Source organism: Paraburkholderia sp. JPY419, from assembly GCF_050435705.1.
Taxonomy (GTDB): Bacteria; Pseudomonadota; Gammaproteobacteria; order Burkholderiales; family Burkholderiaceae; genus Paraburkholderia; species Paraburkholderia youngii.
This window is the reverse complement of record NZ_JBNDKV010000002.1, coordinates 129,425-147,249: the sequence shown is the minus strand read 5'-3', so window position 1 is coordinate 147,249 and position 17,825 is coordinate 129,425. Positions and strand designations below refer to the sequence as shown.

The window sequence follows — 17,825 nt, the reverse complement described above, 5'->3', positions numbered from 1 at the left end:
AAATGCGTTCCGGTTGACAGCGGTGCGCGCTCGTTTTCCCTGAGTAGCGGGGAGCAACCGGTGATGCGCCGTTTGAAACGATCGAAATCAACGAGTGCGCGAATTTTGTTATGCAATGCAGATTGGTTGCGCCGACTATTCCTTGCTAATTGAATAGAAATTACGGTTCGAGGTATTTGGATCTATTGCTAGCAGGCAATAAGAATTTCCGCATTGCTGCGAATGCAACTGAATAGAAAAGTGGCATGAAATTCGGCAGAATCCGTTGTGCAGAATCGCGCTCCGATGCATGCCGGTACCGGTGTCAACCTTCATCGTTGCGAGGAGACTTATCATGCATTACCTGTTGATGTACGAGTTGGTACCCGACTATCTGGAGCGCCGCGGCGAGTACCGCGACGCGCATCTGAAACTCGCTTGGGCCGCCGCCGAACGGGGCGAACTGCTGCTGGCCGGCGCGCTCACCGAGCCGACGGACGAGGCGGTGCTGCTCTTCACCGGCACCTCCCCGGCAGTCGCGCAAGCCTTTGCCAAGGCCGATCCGTACGTGCTATCCGGACTCGTCACGCGCTGGCGCGTGCGCGAATGGACCACCGTCGTCGGCGAGCACGCATCGAAACCAGTGCGCCCGTAGTGTCGCTCGAAGCGACTTCAACGTCTTTGCTCTCGCCTCGAACTCGGCGCATGCGCAGCGGCCGCATGCGCCCCTCCGATTGCCTCAATGTCACCGCGCGTGCGCGCCGCCGTTCTTTCGCCGACGCTCGATACCGCTGACCATCAATCATCAAATGGCATAGAAATGCGTGCTGGATTGGCAATTGCATTTTTAAAGCGCATTCTGTTCGGCAATGCTGTATTGTGCTTTGCAATAGGCCCATTCGATGCCAGATAAGCAGGCGGCTTCTGTTACGGCAATACGAGAATCGGACGCAGCGAAACGGAAAAGATTGTTTCTATCCGTAACACTTGTCTCAACTGTACTCATGCAAAGAACGGGATGGTATGCTTCGTGCACAAATTTTCCCGTGCACGAGTGAGACCGCGTTTTGTGCTTCGCAATAGGGAAGAGCCGCACCACGCGTGGGCGGACTGCTCCGGCGAGCCGAACGGATAAAACAAATTTGTGCAACCGAGGGCCGCAAACGGGTCGTGAACGCAGAGAATCCGTGGCAGGCTCAACGCCGCGGCCAGGCCAGGCCGCGTGGAGAAAATCCAATGTTTTTCGATGAGCTAAACAACGACGAATGGGCGCTGCTCGCGCCGCTCGTCTCCGACGAGCCGGCCGTCCGTCTGAACCGGCGCGGCCGGCCGCGCGCCGAACCGCGCATCGTGACGAATGCGGTGCTGTGGATCATGACCACGGGTGAGCCGTGGTCGAAGCTGCCGGGCCGCTATCCGTCCGGTCCCACGTGCCGTCGCCGCTTCGAAGAGTGGCAACTGAACGGCACTCTGCTGGAGATGGTCCGCCTGCTGTCGCAGAGCGGCCGCACCTTCACGTACATTCCCCAACCGGCGCCGCCCGTTATGGCCAGACCCGTCGCGCCGGTTGCGCAAACCCCGAGCCCGCGTGAAGACAACAGTCTGCGCGGCGTGTCGTGGAAGAGTCCCGAGTCGTGGCAGGCGCCCGGCGTCGCGAGTGCGTTGAGCCAATGGCGCACGGCCGATCCGATCGGCGACATCACGCGGCAATTGTCGGGGCTCGGGCCAGCGGCAGTGCCGGCCACGCCCATGGCGACATTCGCGTCGGCCGCGGCGCCAGAGGCGCATGTCGAACCCGCCGCATTCGGCACGGCCGGGACCTTCCCGCCCGACGAGCCGCGCCCGTCGCTGACGATGGCCCTCGCGCCGAGCGGCATGCAGGTCGCCGACTCGCGCGGTTATCTGATCTACGTGGTGGTCGAGGAAGTGCCGAATGCGATGTATCGCGGGTGGGCGGAGATCATCAGGGACGGCAAGCGTGTCGAGCGCTCTGGCCTCGTCGGACCGCGCTTCGAGGATGCGCAGCACGCGCAGCAATTCGCGCTCGACTGGGCACGTCAGTGGATCGATCGCGAATGCGCAACCGACGCGGCGGCAGCCGCGATGACCGAGGCAAGGGCCGCTGAACCTGCGTCGGCAACCGCATCGAGCAGCCCAGTGCAGCGCTCGGCGAGCCGCTCGTTGGCAGGCCTGCGTCATGTGCCGGAACCGGCGTCGATCGATGGCAGCGCCAATCACGGCGCGCCTTTGCACGGGCAGCTGAAGCCATCACTGAATGCATTGCGCGTGCCGCTGCGCCGCTATCCGTCGGACACCGCGAGCGCGGGCGTGACGAGCACGCCCGCGGTGACGCCCGACAGCGGCACCGTGGAGCACTTTTCGGCGACCTACAAAGAACTCATCTCGTACGTGGGATGAACCCGGCGGACCCCGCGGCCGCCTGGCGCCGCCGCAGGGTCCCGCATCGTTATCGCGGCCGGTCGCGCGTCATTGCCGTCCGTACGTATCGTCGAAGCGCACGATATCGTCTTCACCGAGGTACGAACCGGACTGCACCTCGATCATTTCGAGCGGCATCTTGCCCGGGTTTTCGAGGCGATGCGTGGTGCCGAGAGGAATATAAGCCGACTCGTTTTCAGACACGATAAAGCGCTCGTCGCCGCGCGTGACGAGCGCGGTGCCGCGCACGACGATCCAGTGCTCCGCGCGATGATGATGCATCTGCAATGACAGCCGCGCACCCGGCTTCACGACGATCCGCTTGACCTGGAAGCGTTCGCCGGTGTCGACGGAATCGTAGTTGCCCCACGGGCGATGCACCTTGCGATGATTGGCCGCTTCGAGCCCGCCATCCTCGCGAATCCGGTTGACGATCTTCTTGACCTCCTGCACGCGTGATTTATCGGCAACGAGAATCGCATCGGCGGTCTCGACGACGACGAGATCCTGCGTGCCGACGCAGGCAATCAGTCGTCCTTCGGAATGCGCGAAGGTCGAGTTCGCACCTTCGAACATCACGCGGCCGCGGCTCACATTGCGATCGGCGTCCTTCTCGGAGATGTCCCAGATCGCGTCCCACGAACCGACGTCGGACCAGCCGGCCATCAGCGGCACGACCACGCCCGACGCGATGCTCTGATCGGCGCCGAGCTTTTCCATCACCGCGTAGTCGATCGAATTTGACGGCGACGCGCCGAACGCATCGCGTTGCAGCCGGAAGAAGTCGCCGTCCGCGGTGCTGCCCGCGAAGGCCGCTTCGCATGCTTCGTAAATGGCCGGCTGAAAATGGCGAATCGCTTTGAGCCACGTCGATGCGCGCACGATGAAAATACCGCTGTTCCACCAGTATTCGCGTGATTCGACGTAGTGCCGCGCGAGTTCCAGATGCGGCTTTTCGACGAAGCTGTCGAGGCGGTGCGCGACGAGGCGCGCCGATGCATCGGTCTGTCCAACATCCTGCGCATCGTCAGAGCCGAGCGGCGCGCCGATGCGGATATAGCCATAGCCGGTTTCCGCGCGCGTCGGCACGATGCCCATCGTCACGATCCGGCCGGCGGCCGCATGCTGGACGCCGGCGGCGACCGCCGCGTGAAAGCCTGCGCTGTCGGTGACCGCGTGATCGGCGGGCATCACGACCATGATGCCGTCTTCGTCCTGCGCTGCGACGGACAACGCGGCCACCGTCAACGCGGGCGCGGTGTCACGACCTACCGGTTCGAGTATCAGCCGGCTCGGCTTGCCGCTCGTGCGCAACTGTTCGGCCGTCGTGAAGCGTTGTTCTTCGTTGGCGACGACCACGAGTTGGCCAGCGAGCGGATAGCCGGCTTCGAGCCCGTCGAGACGGCGGGTCGTCGATTGCAGCAGCGACTCGTCGCCGAGCAGGCCGATCAGCTGCTTCGGATGCTGCTCGCGCGACATCGGCCACAGCCGGGTGCCCGAGCCGCCCGCAAGAATCACGGGATGAACCTTGAGCTTGACGCTGGTTGCGGTTGGGGAGGTGGACGAAGGGGCGGCGGTGGGCCGGGTGCCGGCGGGCGTGACCGGGGCCGGAGCTGTCATGGTGAACTCTCCTCGAGGCTGGATGAATGCGTCGAGTTTTATCACGAAGTCGAGAATCAATAAAAGCGCGTTAAATACAAATCGGATAAAGCGCACCTCGAATTTATTCGAAATGCCGGAAAAAATGTGCCACCGATTGATTCAAAAATAAAAATTACCTGAAAAAATCGACAAGCATTTTTTTCGCTTAATGATGCGCAAGAATGACGACACTCATGGAGCCGGGCGTCCCCGGCAGAACTGTCGGAAAAAGCGCAGGTTTCGGTGGACAAGGCCTCGGATGGTCGGGTGGGAAACCGCTGTCGAGCCTGATTGCGGCAAAAATTACCTCTCAAAAACGCACAAAAAATGCTGAAATTTTGACCGATACAATTTGAGATTTTTTGCGGCCTTGCCGTGCGAATTTTAATACCGCTTTATTGAGGCATGTACAAGGGTATTCACTCATTCGGCCGCGGTTTTTCCGCGGTGGTCTATTCATGCGCATTCAGTCCAATTCAGCCGCGAGGCAAATGGGAAACAAAAAGCGCAACGGTGAAACCCGCATGCAACACCCATTTCAACCAACCGACGGATCGCACTTTGACTGACGAACAGAGGGGCGGCGCATGCTGAGCGTTCTAGCGAGAATCATCGACATAGCCATGGTCGCGCTCGCCGCGATGGTGGCGGCGGCCGTGCACAGCGGCAGAGCGGTATGGCTCGACGATATGCAAAGCGTGTCGCTCGCGTTCGGCTGCCTGCTCGTGGTGGTGTTCTTCCCGGCGCTCGGAATCTATCAGTCGTGGCGCGGCAAGCCGCTCTACGATCTGCTGTCGCGCGTCACGGGCGGCTGGCTGATGGTCGAAGTGACCGGCGTGCTGATCAGCTTCAGCGTGCACCGCGCCGACAGCCTGTCGCGGCTGTGGCTCGTGTACTGGGCGCTCGCGTCGATCGTGCTGCTGGTCGTCACGAAGGTGATCGTCTATTCGATCCTGCGCGGACTGCGCCGCGAGGGCTTCAATCAGCGCGCGGTCGCGATCGTCGGCGGCGCGCCTTACGGGCGCTTCCTGATCGAACAGATGAAGGGCCGGCCGGAAGCCGGCTTCACACCCGTGGTCGTGTTCGACGAGGACGGCACGATCAATCCATATGAAGACCCGGACGCGGCGCACGCGGTCGCGGGCGTGCCGGTCGAGCGCGACTATCAGCGCATGATCGAGCTGGTGCGCCAGCGCTCGATCCGCGAGCTGTGGCTCGCGCTGCCGATCTCGAAGGAGAAGGCGATCCATCGCTTCGTGATGGATCTGCGCAACGACTTCGTGAACATCCGCTTCATCCCCGATGTCGGCAGCCTGACGCTGTTCAATCAGCCGATGGTCGAGCTGCTCGGCGTGCCCGCGATCAACCTCGCCGCCTCGCCGATCACCGATCTGCGCGTGCTGCCCAAGCGCGTATTCGACAGCCTGTTCGCGCTCGCTGCATTGCTCGCGCTGTCGCCGCTGATGCTCGTGATCGCGCTGATGGTGAAGCTCAGCTCGCCGGGGCCGGTGTTTTTCCGCCAGCGCCGCAAGGGCATCGACGGCCGCGAGTTCGAGATCTTCAAGTTCCGCTCGATGAAGGTCCACAAGGAAGCGGCCGGCCAGATCACCCAGGCGACGCGGCGCGATCCGCGCATCACCGCGGTCGGCGCGTTTCTGCGCCGCACCAGCCTCGACGAGCTGCCGCAGTTCATCAACGTGCTGCGCGGCGAGATGTCGGTGGTGGGTCCCCGTCCGCATGCGCTCGAGCACGACGACATCTACAAGGATCTGGTGAAGGGCTATATGCACCGCTACCGGATCAAGCCCGGCATCACCGGCTGGGCGCAGATCAACGGTTATCGCGGCGAAACCGACCGCATCGAAAAGATGATGGGCCGCGTGAAGCTCGATCTGTACTACATGCAGCACTGGACCTTCTGGCTCGACATCAAGATCGTCGTGCTGACGCTGTGGAAAGGCTTCGCGGGCAGCAACGCCTATTGAACGTGGCGCGCCGGGCTGCGCCGATGCCCTGCATCGCGCGAGCGCATTCCTGAATCAACTTTATTTATCGAGGTGCAATCCATGAACCTGACGATCATCGGTAGCGGCTATGTCGGCCTCGTGACCGGCGCATGTCTGGCCGACATCGGCCACGACGTGTTCTGTCTCGACGTCGATCAACGCAAGATCGACGTGCTCAACAACGGCGGCGTGCCGATCCACGAACCGGGTCTGCAGGAGATCATCGCGCGCAATCGCCGCGCGAAGCGCCTGACGTTTTCCACCGACGTCGAGGCCGCGGTCGCGCACGGTGACATCCAGTTCATCGCGGTCGGCACGCCGGCCGACGAAGATGGTTCCGCCGATCTGCAGTACGTGCTCGCCGCTGCGCGCAACATCGGCCGCCATATGAGCGGCTTCAAGGTGATCGTCGACAAATCGACGGTGCCGGTCGGCACCGCGTCGCGCGTACGCGAAGTGGTCGCCGCCGAGCTAACCGCGCGCGGCGTCGAGCAGATGTTCTCGGTGGTCTCGAATCCGGAGTTCCTGAAGGAGGGCGCGGCGGTCGAAGACTTCACGCGGCCCGATCGCATCGTGCTCGGCTGCGACGACGACGTACCCGGCGAAAAGGCACGCGAGCTGATGAAGCGCCTGTATGCGCCGTTCAATCGCAATCGCGAACGCACGCTGTATATGGACGTGCGTTCCGCCGAGTTCACCAAGTACGCGGCCAACGCGATGCTGGCGACGCGCATCTCGTACATGAACGAGCTCGCAAATCTGGCCGATCGCGTCGGCGCGGATATCGAGGCGGTGCGCCGCGGCATCGGTTCCGACCCGCGCATCGGCTACGACTTCCTGTACGCGGGCTGCGGCTATGGCGGCTCGTGCTTTCCGAAGGACGTGCAGGCGCTGATCCGCACCGCCGCCGATCACAGCGCAAACCTGCGCATTCTCGAAGCGGTGGAAGCGGTCAACGACGCGCAGAAGCAGATCCTCGCGCAGAAGATCGTCGCGCGTCTCGGCGAGGATCTGTCGGACCGCACGTTCGGCGTGTGGGGTCTCGCGTTCAAGCCGAACACCGACGACATGCGCGCGGCGCCGAGCCGCGAGCTGATCGCCGAACTGCTGCGCCGCGGCGCGCGCGTGAAGGCCTACGACCCGGTCTCGATCGACGAAGCGAAGCGCGTGCTCGCGCTCGATCTGAAGGACGTGCCGCAGCAGCATGCGCGCCTGTCGTTCGTGAACGAGGAGATGGAAGCGGCGAGCGGCGTCGATGCACTCGTGATCCTGACCGAATGGAAAGTCTTCAAGAGCCCCGATTTCGATGCGCTGAAGCGCATGCTGAAGACGCCGCTGATTTTCGATGGCCGCAATCTGTACGAGCCGGATGTGCTGCTCGAACTCGGCATCGAGTATCACGCGATCGGCCGGCGCCACGCGTTGCGCAATGCGCCGGCACGGGTCGGCGCGAACGGCGCGATGCATGCGGTGGACCTCGCCGCCGCGGAAACCTCGGGCCGCTGACGCCATTGCGACCGCCGCGCGAGGGAATCCGTCATGTTCGCCAACGTTCTGATCGTGTGTCACGCCAACGTGTGCCGCTCGCCCGCCGCCGAGATGCTGTTCAAGGCGCGCCAGGCGCGCGCGCCGCGCCCGGGCGCCGCGCCGATCGCGTTTCATTCGGCGGGCATTCGCGCGGTGAACGGCCACGGCATGGACCCGGTGATGCGGCGCCTGCTCGAAGAGCGCGGCGTCGCGGCCGGCCTCCATCACGCGCGGCGTCTCGACCGCTCGCTCGTGCGCGCGGCCGATCTCGTGCTGGTGAGCGAGCGCGCGCAGGTGAGCAAGGTCGAAGCGCTCGATCCGTCCGCGCGCGGCAAGGTCTATCCGCTCGGCAAGTGGGAAGCCGATTCGGACGTCGCCGATCCGCACGGCGGCGCGGAAGACGAATACAGGGAGAGTCTCGTGCTCATCGAACATCTGGTCATGGGATGGCTGAAAAAAATATGCTGAAGCAACCCCGCATCGAAAACTCATTCGCGAGCTTGCGCACGAAGCTCGCCGCCTCACTTCTGCTGACGTCTTTTCTGTCGGCCTGCGCAACCGCACCGGGCAATTATCTCGACACGTCGCGGCTCAAGGACAACGATCAGGCGCCGAGCGAAACCTATCCGGTCCATCTGATCGACGCGAACCTGATCATGGCGCAGGCGCAAGCCGCCGCCGAGAAAACCCAGCCGTTGCCGCCCTCGGCGCTGTCCGATCCGTCGCTGTACGTGTACCACCTCGCGCCGCAGGATATTCTCGGCATCACCGTGTGGGATCACCCCGAGCTGACCACGCCGCAGGGCAGCACCTTGTCCTCGGGCGGCAACACCACGCAGACGATCGCCGGCGCGTTGCAGCAGCCTTATACGGCCGCGCTGCCGGGCCAGGCCGATCCGTACGGCCAGACCATCGCCGCCGACGGCACGATCTTTTTCCCGTTCGTCGGCCGCATCCAGGCCGTGGGGAAGACCACCACCCAGCTGCGCGATCAGCTCGCCGCGCGCCTCGTGCCCTATATCCGCAATCCGCAGGTCGATGTGCGCGTGCTGTCGTATCGCAGCCAGAAGGTGCAGGTCACCGGCGAAGTGAAGCAGCCGGGACCGCTCGCGGTCAGCGACGTGCCGCTGACGCTGGTCGACGCGATCACGCGCTCGGGCGGCACCAACCCGGACGCCGACATCCAGCGTGTGCGCCTCACGCGCAACCACAAGCTCTACGTGCTCAACGCCGATCGCATGCTCGATCAGGGCGACACCAGCCAGGACGTGATGCTGCAGAACGGCGACGTGGTCAACGTGCCGGACCGCACCGACAGCCGCATCTTCGTGATGGGCGAAGTGAAGACGCCGACCCAGGTGCCGATCATCCGCGGCCGCATGACGATCGCCGATGCGCTCACGCAAGGCGGCGGCATCCTCAATACCGACGCCAATCCGCGCCAGATCTTCGTGATGCGCGGCATGCGCGAGCATCCGACCACGCCCGAGGTGTTTCGCCTCGACATGACGCAGCCGGACTCGATCATGTTGTCTTCGCAGTTCCAGTTGCAGCCGCTCGACGTCGTGTACGTGGGCACCGCCGCGTCGACCACGTTCAACCGCGTGTTGCAGCAGGTGCTGCCGAGCGTGCAGACGCTGTTCTATCTGAAGCAGCTGACGCGCTGAACGTTTGGGCTGTAACGTCCCGCGCCGCTGTTGTCCGGGCGGCGCGGGATGCGCAACGAAAGCAGAAGTACCGCTGACGCGAAAGCCGAAGCCAACGACACGGGATGGAACAGTGAGCAATCAACTCTCTCCACACATGGCTGGTCCGATCAAGACCGAAGAAGAAGACGTCGTCCTCGGACAACTGGTGCAGGTGATCCTCGACGACATCTGGTGGCTGCTCGCGATCACCGCGGTCATCGTCACGATGGCGCTCGCGTACTGCTACCTCGCCAAGCCGACTTATTCGGCCGATGCGCACGTGCGCGTCGAGCCGTCCGACAGCATGTCGCAGGCGCTCACGCAAACGCAGACCGGTGCCGCGATCACCAGCGGCTCGACGTCGCTGCCGACCGACGCCGAGATCGAAATCATCAAGAGCCGTGGCGTGGTCGCCCCGGTCGTGCAGCAGCTGAAGCTGAACTTCAGCGTGACGCCGAAGACGATCCCGCTGCTCGGCAACATCGCCGCGCGCCTCGCCACGCCGGGCCAGCCCGCACGCCCGTGGCTGGGGCTCACGTCATACGCGTGGGGCGGTGAAGACGTCGAGGTCGATTCGATCGACGTGACGCCGTCGCTCGAAGGCGAGAAGCTGCTGCTGCGCGTGATCGACGCGCAGCACTATGAGCTGTTCGCGCCGAACGGCTCGCTGCTGCTGCGCGGCGAGGTCGGCCAGCAGGCGCAGGGCGGCGGCGTCACGATGGTCGTCAACACCCTCGTCGCGCGCCCAGGGCAGGAGTTCACCGTGGTGCGCTCGAACGATCTCGACGCGATCACCGCGTTCCAGTCGGCGATCACGGTGCAGGAGCAGGGCAAGCAGACCGGCGTGATCCAGATCTCGCTGGAGGACAAGAGCCCGGAGCATGCGGCGCTCGTCGCCAATGCGCTCGCGCAGTCGTATCTGCGGCAGCACGTGTCGAACAAGCAGGCCGATGCGAGCAAGATGCTCGACTTCCTGAAGAGCGAGGAGCCGCGCCTGAAGGCCGACCTCGAACGCGCGGAAGCCGCGCTGACCGCCTATCAGCGTCAGTCCGGCTCGATCAACGCGAGCGACGAGGCGAAGGTCTACCTCGAAGGCAGCGTGCAGTACGAGCAGCAGATCGCCGCATTGCGGCTGCAGATGACGCAGCTCGCCGAGCGCTACGGCGACGACCATCCGACGCTCGTCGCCGCGCGCGAGCAGATGGCCGAGCTGCAGGCGCAGCGCACCAAATACGCGGACCGTTTCCGCGATTTGCCGGCCACCGAAGTGAAGGCCGTGCAGTTGCAGCGCGACGCCAAAGTCGCCGAAGACATCTACGTGCTGCTGCTCAATCGCGTGCAGGAACTGTCGGTGCAAAAGGCGGGCACGGGCGGCAACGTGCATATCGTCGACGCGGCGCTGCGCCCCGGTGCGCCGGTCAAGCCGAAGAAGATGCTGATCATGTCGGCGGCGGTGATTCTCGGGCTGATCGCGGGCACCGGCTTCGTGTTCCTGCGCCGCAATCTGTTCAAGGGCATCGACGACCCCGATCACGTCGAGCGCGCGTTCCATCTGCCGGTGTTCGGCCTCGTGCCGCAAAGCGCCGAGCAGGTGCAGCTCGAAAACAGCTATGCGCGCGGCGGCGAACGGCTGCGTCCGGTGCTCGCGAATGCGCGGCCGAAGGACCTGACGATCGAAAGTCTGCGCAGCCTGCGCACCGCGATGCAGTTCACGCTGATGGACGCGCGCAATCGCATCGTGATGCTGACGGGTCCGATGGCCGGCGTCGGCAAGAGCTTCCTCAGCGTGAACCTCGCGATGCTGCTCGCGCATTCGGGCAAGCGCGTGCTGCTGATCGACGGCGACATGCGGCGCGGCGCGCTCGAACGTCAGATCGGCGGCGCGCAGGAGAACGGCCTGTCCGAGTTGCTGAGCGGGCAGATCTCGCTGGAAGAGGCGATCCGCCCGTCGAACGTCGAGGGCCTCGCCTTCATTTCGTGCGGCCGCCGTCCGCCGAATCCGTCCGAGCTGCTGATGTCGCCGCGTTTGCCGCAGTACCTCGACGGCCTCTCGAAGCGCTACGACGTGATCCTGATCGACACGCCGCCGGTGCTCGCGGTGACCGATGCATCGATCATCGGCGCGTATGCGGGCTCGACGTTCTTCGTGATGCGCTCGGGCATGCACAGCGAGCTCGAGCTGGCCGACGCGCTGAAGCGCCTGCGCGCGGCCGGTGTGCACGTGCAGGGCGGCATCTTCAACGGCATGCCGGCGCGCTCGCGGGTCGGCTACGACCGCGGCTACGCGGCGACCCAGGAATACCTGAGCACGTGAGGCGCGCAGCGTAATCAAGCGCCGACTTCTGCACAACAGGAACCGAGGACATCACGATGAAACTGACGGTACTGGTACCGACTTATCGCCGCCCGGCCGATCTCGCGCGCTGCCTCGCGGCGCTCGAGCGGCAATCGCGCGCGCCCGACGAAGTGATCGTGGTCGCACGCGTCGACGACGACGCGACCCATGCATGCCTGCGCGATCCGTCCACGCGCGGCCGCCTGCCGCTGGTGATTGCGCCGGTGGACATACCCGGCCAGGTCGCGGCGCTCAATCGCGGGCTCGATGCCGCCAGCGGCGACGTGATCGCGATCACTGACGACGACGCCGCGCCGCGCCGAGACTGGGTCGAGCGCATCGCCGCCGCGTTCGAAGCCGATGCGCGCCTGGGCGCCTTGGGCGGGCGCGACTGGGTGCACGAAAAAGGCCGCGTGCTCGACGGCGAGCGGCCGCTGGTCGGCAAGGTGACCGCGCACGGCAAGATCATCGGCAATCATCACCTGGGGGTCGGTGCCGCACGCGAAGTCGACATCCTGAAGGGCGCCAACATGAGCTACCGGCGCGACGCGGTGCGCACGATCCGCTTCGACGCGCGTCTGCGCGGCGCGGGCGCGCAGGTGCACAACGACATGGCGTTCAGCCTCGCGGTAAAGAACGCGGGCTGGAAGCTCGTCTACGATCCGCAGGTCGCCGTCGATCATTTCCCCGCCGAACGTTTCGACGACGACAAACGCGACGCGCAGACGATGGCCGCGCTGCGCAACGCCGCGTTCAACTTCCATCTGATCCTGCGCGACCAGTTGCCGCCGCTGCGCCGCGAAGCCGCGTGGTGGTGGTGGACGCTGGTCGGCACACGGCTTTATCCGGGCCTCACGCATGCGGCGCTCGCGCTGCTGTCGAAGCAGGCGCAGTTGCAGCTGTCGCGCTGGCGCGAGGTGCGCGCGGGCGCCCACGAAGCGCGGCGCGCGCTGTCGAAGAGCGGAGTGTCCGCATGAGTACCAAGGTTCATGTTCATCTGTTCTACGGCGCCGATCCGCGCTTTTATCGCAAGGGCGACGATATCGGCTGTCTGTACGGTTATCACCACGCGGAGTCCGAAGCATTCGCGCTGACCTATTCGCAAGACGCGCGCGAAAGCCGGCCCGTACGGCTCGTGCGTCGCGCGCTGAAGGCCGCGCTCGGCTTCGATTTCATCCATACGTGGCGCAATCGCGCCGAGATGCTGCGCTCGGACGTGATCTGGACGCATACCGAGCAGGAATGGCTGTCCGCCGCGCTGATGCTGCTGCTGTGCGGCCGCAAGGCGGGGCCCGGCGCGTCGCCGCTGCTGCTCGCGCAAAGCGTGTGGCTGCTCGACAAGTGGCCGTCGTACGGCATCGTGCGCAGCTGGCTGTATCGCAAGCTGATGACGCGCGCCGATCGGCTGACCACGCTTGCGAGCGAAAACGCCGAGCTATGCCAGGACTACTTCCGCCGCGACGCGACGCCGCTGCTGTACGGCCTGAACACGCGCGACTTTCCGGTCAATGCGCCGACGCAGTGGACGCCGCGCACGCCGCTGCGCATCGCGGCGATCGGCAACGATCGCGACCGTGACTGGGAGACGCTGATCAAGGCGTTCGGCAACGATTCGCGCTATTCGGTGAAGCTCGCGACGCGGCGGCGTATTCCCGCGTCGCTGCGCGCGTCGAATGTCGAGATCGCGCTGTTCTCCGGCATCAAGAAGCAGCACGAGCTGTACGACTGGGCCGACGTGATCGTCGTGCCGTTGCGACCGAACTCGCACGCATCGGGCATCACCGTGATGCTCGAAGCGGCGGCGGTCGGCAAGCCGATGGTCGCGACCGACGTCGGCGCACTGCGCGACTATTTTCCCGCCGACGAAGCCGCCTACGTGCCGCCGTTCATTCCAGAGGCGCTGCGCGCCGCGGTCGACGGGCTCGCCGCCGACCCCGCCGAGGCGCTGCGCCAGGCGCAGGCAGCCGCGGCCGGTCTGCTCGCGCGCGATCTGACCACCGAGCACTACGCGATGCAGCACGTGCGGATCACGCGCGAGATGCTGAGCGCGCGCGGGCAGGCGAGCGCGCACGCGGCCGCGGCCAGGCACGAGCAACGCGCCGCACCTGCGCGCGAATCGCGCGGAGGCCTCTAGGCGATGTCGACGATTCCGCGCGCGAACCCATTGCCGCCGGCCGGCGCGGGCAACGCCGGCGCCGCGCAAACCAATGTGAGCGGGCTGCTGTCCGGCGCAGCGCGAGAATGGCTGCCGCCGCTGTTGCTGTGGCTGATCACCGCGGTGCTGATCGTCGCGCATCAGGGCACGGTGCTGACGCTCGCGTTTCCGGTGCTCGCGATCCTCACGGGCCTGTGGCTCTACTTCAAGAGCCCGGCGCGCTATATCGGCTTCATGTGGTGGCTGTGGTTCCTGAGCCCCGAAGTGCGGCGTCTCGCGGACTGGTCGAAAGGCGCGTTCACGCCGACCAGCCTGATCCAGGTCGCGCCGCTCGCCGTGACGATGATCAGCGGCCTGTCGCTGCTGCGCTACTACCGGCTGCTCGCGCAGCGCCGTGGGTTGCCGGTGCTGCTGATCCTGCTCGGCCTCGTCTACGCGTTCCTGATCGGCGTGATGTCGAGCGGGCCGCTTGCGGCCACCTACGACCTCGCGAACTGGCTCTATCCGATCCTGATCGGCTTTCACATCATGGCGCACACGCGCCAGTATCCGCAGTACCGCGACACGATCGTGGGCACGTTCATCTGGGGCATGCTGGTGATGGGCGGCTACGGCCTGATCCAGTTCTTCATCATGCCGCCGTGGGACGCGCTGTGGATGCTCGGCTCGCAGATGAACTCGCAGGGCGACCCGGTGCCGATGGGCGTGCGCGTGTTCAGCACGATGAATTCGTCGGGCCCGTTCGCGTTCGCGATGATGGGCGCGATGGTCTTCGTGATGGCCGCGCAGCACCGCGTGCGCTGGATCGCCGCCGGGCTCGGCTTCTTCTCGTTCGCGTTGAGCCTCGTGCGCTCGACGTGGGGCGGCTGGGTCATCGCACTCCTGATCCAGTTGGTGAAGTCGAACAACAAGGTGCGCGTGCGCATCGTCGCGAGCGCGGTGCTGCTCGCCGGCTTCTGCGTGCCGTTGCTAGCGGTCGGTCCGGTGGCCGAACGGATGCAGGCGCGCCTGAACACGATCGTCAACCTGCACGACGACCAGAGCTACGCGGCGCGTAACGAGTTCTACGCGACCTTCGCGAAGACCGCGTTTACCGACGTGTCGGGCGAGGGCATGGGCGCGACCGGCACCTCCACGAAGCTCTCCAACGACGGCGGCCAGCTCGGCCAGTACGGCAACTTCGACAGCGGCGTGATGAACATTCCGTTCGTGCTCGGCTGGCCCGGCACCTTGCTGTACATGTCCGGCATCGTGTGGCTGCTGACCCGCGCGGTGCTCGCGTCGTTCAGGCTGCGCGACGACAAGTTCGTCTCCGCGTGCCTGAGCCTGTGTCTGGCGACCTTCGCGATGCTGGTGTTCACGAACTCGCTGGTCGGCACCGGCGGCCTGCTGCTTTTCATGGGCGCTTTTTCGATTCTTTCCGCGGTTCACTACGAAAAAATGAACCGCGCACGCACGCTATTTCTCCACGGAGGCACGGATTGAGAGTCGCCATAGTCACGCACGTAGTGCGTCATAACGACGGCCAGGGGCGCGTCAATCACGAGATCGCGCGCGCGGCGCTCGACGAGAACATCCGCGTGACGCTGGTCGCGTCGCACGTGGCGCCCGAACTGCTCGCGCATCCGAACGTGCGCTGGGCGCCGGTGAAGATCGGCCGCTGGTGGCCGACCAATCTGCTGCGCCAGCAGGTGTTCGCTCTCAAGAGCGCGCTATGGCTGCGCGCGCATCGGCGCGACTACGACGTGCTGCACGTGAACGGCTTCATCACGTGGATGCGCGCCGACGTCAATACCTCGCATTTCGTGCATAGCGGCTGGTTCGCGAGCAAGTACTACCCGTTCGGTTTGACGAAGGGCGTGTGGTCCGCGTACCAGTCGGTCTATACGCGCTGCAATGCGCTGCTCGAACGCTGGGCGTACCGGCGCTCGAAGGTGATCACCGCGGTGTCGCAGAAGGTCGCCGACGAAATCCGCGCGATCGGCCTCACGCCGCGCAACCGCGTGGACGTGATCTACAACGGCGTCGACACGCAAGGCTTCGCGGCGGCGAGCGGCGATCGCGCAAAGTTTCGGTTGCCGGACGATGCGTTCCTGCTGCTGTTCGTCGGCGATCTGCGCACCCCGCGCAAGAATCTCGGCACCGTGCTCGCCGCATTGAAGCATCTGCCCGAGCACGTGCAGATCGCGGTGGCCGGCTTTCTGCCGGGCAGCCCGTATCCGGAACAAGCGAAGGCGCTCGGCATCGCGCATCGGGTGCATTTTCTCGGGCTCGTGAAGGAGATGCCGGTGCTGATGCATTCGGTCGACGCGTTCGTGTTTCCATCGCGCTACGAGGCGATGAGTCTGTCGCTGCTCGAAGCGATGGCGGCGGGCCTGCCCGTCGTGACCGCGCGCACCGCGGGCGGCGCCGAGATCATCACGCCGGAGTGCGGCATCGTGCTCGACGATCCGGACGACCCGCAGGCGCTCGCTCGCGCAGTCGCGCAACTCGCCGGTGACGACACCGCGCGCCGCGCGATGGGCCAGGCCGCGAGCGAGCTCGCAACCGGCTTCGGCTGGGCGCGCATGGCCGCGCAATACATCGCGCTGTACCGGCAACTGGCCGGGCAGCAGGACAACCGCCGGCGCAGCCGGACGGAGGCGACGGTCGTCGCGCAGAACGATGCGTTGACACTGAATCAACTTGCCGGACAGAAGAGCGTGGAATGAACGCGCGAGCCGCGCCATCGACGCAACGGCATAGCAACTCACCGCAAGCAACACACAGGGGCACACCATCATGACGACTGGCTCAATCAAATCACTGCAGATCGGGATGCACTGGTTTCCCGAACGCGCGGGCGGCCTCGACCGCATGTACTACTCGCTGGTCGGCGCGCTGCCGGGCGCGGGCGTCGCGGTGCGCGGCGTCGTCGCCGGCTCGCCGAAAGTCGCGGCCGATACCGGTGGCGCGATCAACGGTTTCGGCTCCGCCGCGCAATCGCTGCCGTTGCGGCTGATGGCGGCACGCCGCGCGTTGCGCCAGGAGATCCGCAGGTCGCGGCCCGACGTGATTTCATCGCACTTCGCGCTCTATACGTTTCCGGGCCTCGACGTGACGCGCGGCATTCCGCAGGTGTCGCATTTTCAGGGGCCGTGGGCCGACGAGAGCCACGTCGAAGGCGCCGATTCGCTCGGCCAGCGCGCGAAGCGTTATCTGGAGCAGTCGGTGTACGCGCGTTCGTCGCGGCTGATCGTTCTGTCGGACGCGTTCGGCAAGATCCTGACGACGCGCTACGGCATCTCGCCGGAGCGCGTGCGCGTGGTGCCGGGCTGCGTCGACGTCGAGCAGTTCAATCTGCCGATCACGCAGGCCGAAGCGCGTCTGCGTCTGCAATTGCCGCAGGATCGGCCGATCGTGCTGGCGGTGCGACGGCTGGTGCGGCGCATGGGCCTCGAAGATCTGATCGATGCGGTGAAGCTGGTGAAACGCAGCGCGCCCGACTTGCTGCTGCTGATCGCCGGCAAGGGGCGGCTCGAAAGCGAGCTTCAGGCTCGCATCGACGACGCGGGGCTCGAACACAACGTGAAGCTGCTCGGCTTCGTGCCCGATCAGCATCTGGCGGCACTGTATCGCGCGGCCAATCTCAGCGTCGTGCCGACTGTCGCGCTGGAAGGCTTCGGGCTCATCACGGTTGAATCGCTTGCGTCGGGCACGCCGGTGCTGGTGACGCCGGTCGGCGGATTGCCGGAGGCGGTGGCGGGCTTGTCGCCGGATCTGGTGTTGCCGGAGACCGGCGCAGCGGCGATCGCCGCGGGTCTCGCCGGCGCGTTCAACGGCACGCTAAAGCTGCCCGATGAGGATGCATGCCGCCGCTATGCGCGCGAGCACTTCGATAACGCAGTGATCGCGAAGCGGGTCGCGGCGGTGTATGCCGAAGCGATCGCGGCGGACGCACTGCATTGAAGCGCTGTGGGCTAGCGAAAAAAATAGGCCAAAAATAACGGCATTTTTCTGTCGAACTTGAGCCCGGATCAGCCCTGATTCACGAATTTTTCGACCTTATTTTTCAA

15 protein-coding genes are annotated in these 17,825 nt (G+C 65.1%); 14 read left to right on the top strand and 1 reads right to left on the bottom strand.

Annotated elements, in window-relative coordinates:
- Window positions 1-334: 334 nt before the first annotated feature.
- The 3 genes from QFZ91_RS06865 to QFZ91_RS06855 all read left to right on the top strand — a co-directional run bounded on the left by QFZ91_RS06865 (window position 335) and on the right by QFZ91_RS06855 (window position 2,397).
- A complete protein-coding gene (locus tag QFZ91_RS06865) occupies window positions 335-634 on the top strand; it encodes a YciI-like protein (protein WP_176367301.1) in 300 nt (99 codons plus the stop codon).
- An 87-nt stretch (window positions 635-721) separates the two neighbouring features.
- Window positions 722-892: a hypothetical protein gene (locus QFZ91_RS06860; RefSeq protein WP_429566762.1), complete on the top strand. Its 171-nt coding sequence runs from the start codon at window positions 722-724 to the stop codon at window positions 890-892.
- 323 nt (window positions 893-1,215) lie between these two features.
- Window positions 1,216-2,397: a transposase gene (locus QFZ91_RS06855; protein ID WP_429566761.1), complete on the top strand. Its 1,182-nt coding sequence runs from the start codon at window positions 1,216-1,218 to the stop codon at window positions 2,395-2,397.
- Between the two features lie 69 nt (window positions 2,398-2,466).
- On the opposite strand, the gene QFZ91_RS06850 is transcribed toward QFZ91_RS06855, so the two are convergent.
- Window positions 2,467-4,038 (bottom strand): mannose-1-phosphate guanylyltransferase/mannose-6-phosphate isomerase, encoded by a 1,572-nt coding sequence (locus QFZ91_RS06850; protein ID WP_429566760.1) that lies wholly within the window; start codon window positions 4,036-4,038, stop codon window positions 2,467-2,469.
- 203 nt (window positions 4,039-4,241) lie between these two features.
- On the opposite strand from QFZ91_RS06850, the gene QFZ91_RS06845 reads away from it, so the two are divergent.
- The 11 genes from QFZ91_RS06845 (at window position 4,242) to QFZ91_RS06795 (ending at window position 17,718) form a co-directional block, all read left to right on the top strand.
- Window positions 4,242-4,415: a hypothetical protein gene (locus tag QFZ91_RS06845; RefSeq protein ID WP_429566759.1), complete on the top strand. Its 174-nt coding sequence runs from the start codon at window positions 4,242-4,244 to the stop codon at window positions 4,413-4,415.
- 231 nt (window positions 4,416-4,646) lie between these two features.
- Entirely contained in the window at window positions 4,647-6,044 is a 1,398-nt protein-coding gene (locus tag QFZ91_RS06840; protein WP_429566758.1) for an undecaprenyl-phosphate glucose phosphotransferase, read from the top strand.
- Window positions 6,045-6,125: 81 nt separating this feature from the next.
- The gene (locus QFZ91_RS06835; RefSeq protein ID WP_429566757.1) at window positions 6,126-7,571 is read left to right on the top strand and encodes a UDP-glucose dehydrogenase family protein; all 1,446 of its coding nucleotides are present in this window, start codon (window positions 6,126-6,128) and stop codon (window positions 7,569-7,571) included.
- A gap of 33 nt (window positions 7,572-7,604) precedes the next feature.
- Window positions 7,605-8,060 carry an exopolysaccharide biosynthesis protein gene (locus tag QFZ91_RS06830; RefSeq protein WP_018431976.1) on the top strand — a complete coding sequence of 152 codons (456 nt, stop codon included), beginning with the start codon at window positions 7,605-7,607 and terminating at the stop codon, window positions 8,058-8,060.
- Window positions 8,039-9,259: a polysaccharide biosynthesis/export family protein gene (locus QFZ91_RS06825; RefSeq protein ID WP_429566756.1), complete on the top strand. Its 1,221-nt coding sequence runs from the start codon at window positions 8,039-8,041 to the stop codon at window positions 9,257-9,259. Before QFZ91_RS06830 ends, QFZ91_RS06825 begins: the two co-directional genes overlap by 22 nt.
- Window positions 9,260-9,395: 136 nt before the next feature.
- Window positions 9,396-11,594, top strand: coding sequence for a polysaccharide biosynthesis tyrosine autokinase (locus QFZ91_RS06820; RefSeq protein ID WP_429568605.1), 2,199 nt, complete (start codon window positions 9,396-9,398; stop codon window positions 11,592-11,594).
- 56 nt (window positions 11,595-11,650) lie between these two features.
- A complete protein-coding gene (locus QFZ91_RS06815; protein ID WP_429566755.1) occupies window positions 11,651-12,592 on the top strand; it encodes a glycosyltransferase family 2 protein in 942 nt (313 codons plus the stop codon).
- A complete protein-coding gene (locus QFZ91_RS06810) occupies window positions 12,589-13,749 on the top strand; it encodes a glycosyltransferase (protein WP_429484658.1) in 1,161 nt (386 codons plus the stop codon). The genes QFZ91_RS06815 and QFZ91_RS06810 overlap by 4 nt, the downstream gene beginning before the upstream one ends.
- 3 nt (window positions 13,750-13,752) lie before the next feature.
- Window positions 13,753-15,255 carry a glucose-6-phosphate isomerase gene (locus QFZ91_RS06805; RefSeq protein WP_429566754.1) on the top strand — a complete coding sequence of 501 codons (1,503 nt, stop codon included), beginning with the start codon at window positions 13,753-13,755 and terminating at the stop codon, window positions 15,253-15,255.
- Window positions 15,252-16,481, top strand: a complete 1,230-nt coding sequence (locus tag QFZ91_RS06800) for a glycosyltransferase family 4 protein (protein ID WP_176377793.1) — start codon at window positions 15,252-15,254, stop codon at window positions 16,479-16,481. Before QFZ91_RS06805 ends, QFZ91_RS06800 begins: the two co-directional genes overlap by 4 nt.
- Window positions 16,482-16,551: 70 nt before the next feature.
- Window positions 16,552-17,718 (top strand): glycosyltransferase family 4 protein, encoded by a 1,167-nt coding sequence (locus QFZ91_RS06795; RefSeq protein WP_429566753.1) that lies wholly within the window; start codon window positions 16,552-16,554, stop codon window positions 17,716-17,718.
- Window positions 17,719-17,825: the final 107 nt, after the last annotated feature.

Excerpts from the sequence above, each read along its gene's own strand:
- QFZ91_RS06865 (WP_176367301.1), top strand. The coding sequence starts at position 335 with ATGCATTACCTGTTGATGTACGAGTTGGTACCCGACTATCTGGAGCGC.
- QFZ91_RS06860 (WP_429566762.1), top strand. The coding sequence starts at position 722 with ATGTCACCGCGCGTGCGCGCCGCCGTTCTTTCGCCGACGCTCGATACC.
- QFZ91_RS06855 (WP_429566761.1), top strand. The coding sequence starts at position 1,216 with ATGTTTTTCGATGAGCTAAACAACGACGAATGGGCGCTGCTCGCGCCG.
- QFZ91_RS06850 (WP_429566760.1), bottom strand. The coding sequence starts at position 4,038 with ATGACAGCTCCGGCCCCGGTCACGCCCGCCGGCACCCGGCCCACCGCC.
- QFZ91_RS06845 (WP_429566759.1), top strand. The coding sequence starts at position 4,242 with ATGACGACACTCATGGAGCCGGGCGTCCCCGGCAGAACTGTCGGAAAA.
- QFZ91_RS06840 (WP_429566758.1), top strand. The coding sequence starts at position 4,647 with ATGCTGAGCGTTCTAGCGAGAATCATCGACATAGCCATGGTCGCGCTC.
- QFZ91_RS06835 (WP_429566757.1), top strand. The coding sequence starts at position 6,126 with ATGAACCTGACGATCATCGGTAGCGGCTATGTCGGCCTCGTGACCGGC.
- QFZ91_RS06830 (WP_018431976.1), top strand. The coding sequence starts at position 7,605 with ATGTTCGCCAACGTTCTGATCGTGTGTCACGCCAACGTGTGCCGCTCG.
- QFZ91_RS06825 (WP_429566756.1), top strand. The coding sequence starts at position 8,039 with ATGGCTGAAAAAAATATGCTGAAGCAACCCCGCATCGAAAACTCATTC.
- QFZ91_RS06820 (WP_429568605.1), top strand. The coding sequence starts at position 9,396 with ATGGCTGGTCCGATCAAGACCGAAGAAGAAGACGTCGTCCTCGGACAA.
- QFZ91_RS06815 (WP_429566755.1), top strand. The coding sequence starts at position 11,651 with ATGAAACTGACGGTACTGGTACCGACTTATCGCCGCCCGGCCGATCTC.
- QFZ91_RS06810 (WP_429484658.1), top strand. The coding sequence starts at position 12,589 with ATGAGTACCAAGGTTCATGTTCATCTGTTCTACGGCGCCGATCCGCGC.
- QFZ91_RS06805 (WP_429566754.1), top strand. The coding sequence starts at position 13,753 with ATGTCGACGATTCCGCGCGCGAACCCATTGCCGCCGGCCGGCGCGGGC.
- QFZ91_RS06795 (WP_429566753.1), top strand. The coding sequence starts at position 16,552 with ATGACGACTGGCTCAATCAAATCACTGCAGATCGGGATGCACTGGTTT.